This window comes from Streptomyces sp. W16 (assembly GCF_033194735.1).
GTDB lineage: Bacteria > Actinomycetota > Actinomycetes > Streptomycetales > Streptomycetaceae > Streptomyces.
The window spans coordinates 1-1,816 of record NZ_JAWOAI010000986.1; the positions used below are offsets into that span (position 1 = coordinate 1).

Below are 1,816 nucleotides of genomic sequence, written 5' to 3' on the forward strand. Positions count from 1 at the left end.
GCTCACGCCCGCGCTGGCGAGCGCCGCAGTGGCGGCAACGGGGGCACCGCCGATGAGCATGAAGCTCGCCGGGGTGCGGCGCGCGGCGCCCACCGTCGTGACCCGGCTGACCGTCCAGGTCACCAACTCGTCCGGCAGCGCCCTTTCGCCCCACTACATGCTCACCACGGGTCAGGGCATGAGCAGGTTCTGGTCCCAGGTGGGCGGTCCGACGACCCTGCCCGCGCACAGTACGCGGAGCATCGAACTCCGGCCGCCCGGGGGGAAGTTCACCCTCCCCCACAAGAAGGTCCGGATCCGGGTGCGCGCGTTCACCGCGGCCCCGCAGACGCTGTCCAGCTCGGACGTCCGGCTGCAGCCCGCGGGTTGACGGTCCGTCAGGCAGCTGCTCGCAGGAAGCGGAGCGTGGTGGTGACCGCGGTCAGGCCGCGCAGCATGCCCAGCTGGTTCCAGCCCAGGCCGAACTGGTCGCGGTCCACGGTGAATTCGGCGTCCAGGGTGAGCGCCTCGCCGCTCGCGTCCTTCAGGCGAGCGGTGAAGGTCTGCGGGCGGCTGATGCCGTGGACGGTCAGCTGACCGACGACGTGCGCGGTGTCGCCGGTCAGCTCAGCGCTGCGCACCGCGAAGGTGATCTCCGGGAACTTCTCCACGTCGAACAGGTCGGCGGAGCGCAGATGCTTGTCGCGCTTGGCGTTCTTGGTGTCCAGGGAGGCGGCGGCCAGGGTCAGCGTGCCGATCGCGGACCCGTCGGGCCGGACCTCGCCCTGACCGGTGACGGTGCCGAAGGTGCCCTTGACGTTGACCAGGCCCCACATCGTCTTGTGGCTGATGCCCACGGTGGAGGCGGCCTGGTCGAGCTGCCACACCCCGGTTTCGACGGCGACGGTCATGATCTCTCCCGTTGGTTCCAGTAGTCCAAATTTGAATGAGCCTCACGCTAGCCCATTATCCAAAAGTGGACAACCACCTTCTCCAAAATTGGACAACAGGTAGACTCGGAGTCATGGCCGACCCTGTTGAGCACCCCGCCGACCAGCCCGGATGTCCCTCCTCGCAGGGGGGCGGGCTGCTCCCGCCCGAGCTGCGTGCCTGGATGCTGCTGCTGGCGGCGACCGGTGCGGTGGAGCAGGAGCTGCGCTCGGTCGTGAAGGGGAACCTCGACGTGTCGCACGACGAGTTCCTGGTGCTGTGCCTGCTGGCCGAGCAGCCCGAGGGGTTGCGCATGACCCGGATCGCCGAGCTGCTCGGCCGCCCGAAGACCCGGCTGACGTATCAGATCGCCTGTCTCCAGCACGCGGGTCTGGTCACCCGCAAGGCGGTCTGCGGGGACAAGCGCGGGGTCGAGGTCGCCCTCACGGAGAAGGCCCGACGGCTGCTGACGGAGGCGTCGGGGACCCTCTCCGAGACGGTCAAGCGGGCACTCACCCAGTTCGTCGGTCCGGCCCAACGCGAGGCGATGTGCGCCCTGTTGCCGGATCTGGCCGCCGACTGACGAGGCTCAGCTGGACTCCCGCACCACCAACCGGCACGGCACCGTGTGCAGCCCGGGCGCCGGGTCGGCGTCGATCGCCTCCAGGAGCCGTAGGGCCGCGATCCTGCCGATCTCGTCGAGGCTCATGTCGATCGTGGTCAGGGGCGGGCGGCTGGCCAGGGACATGGTGTCCCAGTTGTCGTAGCCGACCACGGCGATGTCGGCGGGGACGCCCACCCCGCGTTCGCGCAGCGCGTCCGTGACACCGCGCGCGATCTGGTCGTTGCCGCAGAAGAAGGCGTCCGTGTCGGCCGCCGTGCGCAGCACCGCGTCGGCGGCGCGGCG

At 70.0% G+C, this 1,816-nt stretch carries 3 protein-coding genes and 1 pseudogene; 2 read left to right on the forward strand and 2 right to left on the reverse strand.

Annotation, left to right across the window (positions count from 1 at the left end):
* A pseudogene (locus R6V09_RS52240) lies at positions 1-370 on the forward strand (hypothetical protein); the annotation flags it as partial.
* 7 nt (positions 371-377) lie between these two features.
* Here the strand turns inward: R6V09_RS52240 and R6V09_RS52245 are convergent.
* Complete coding sequence (locus R6V09_RS52245) at positions 378-890, reverse strand: YceI family protein (RefSeq protein WP_317888419.1); 513 nt, start codon at positions 888-890, stop codon at positions 378-380.
* A 113-nt stretch (positions 891-1,003) separates the two neighbouring features.
* On the opposite strand from R6V09_RS52245, the gene R6V09_RS52250 reads away from it, so the two are divergent.
* Complete coding sequence (locus tag R6V09_RS52250; RefSeq protein WP_317888420.1) at positions 1,004-1,492, forward strand: MarR family winged helix-turn-helix transcriptional regulator; 489 nt, start codon at positions 1,004-1,006, stop codon at positions 1,490-1,492.
* 6 nt (positions 1,493-1,498) lie between these two features.
* Here R6V09_RS52250 and R6V09_RS52255 read toward each other — a convergent pair.
* On the reverse strand, positions 1,499-1,816 hold a 318-nt coding region (locus R6V09_RS52255), incomplete at its 5' end, for a substrate-binding domain-containing protein (protein ID WP_317888421.1).

Coding starts and splice junctions, on each gene's coding strand:
- R6V09_RS52250 (WP_317888420.1), top strand. CDS start 1,004: ATGGCCGACCCTGTTGAGCACCCCGCCGACCAGCCCGGATGTCCCTCC.
- R6V09_RS52245 (WP_317888419.1), bottom strand. CDS start 890: ATGACCGTCGCCGTCGAAACCGGGGTGTGGCAGCTCGACCAGGCCGCC.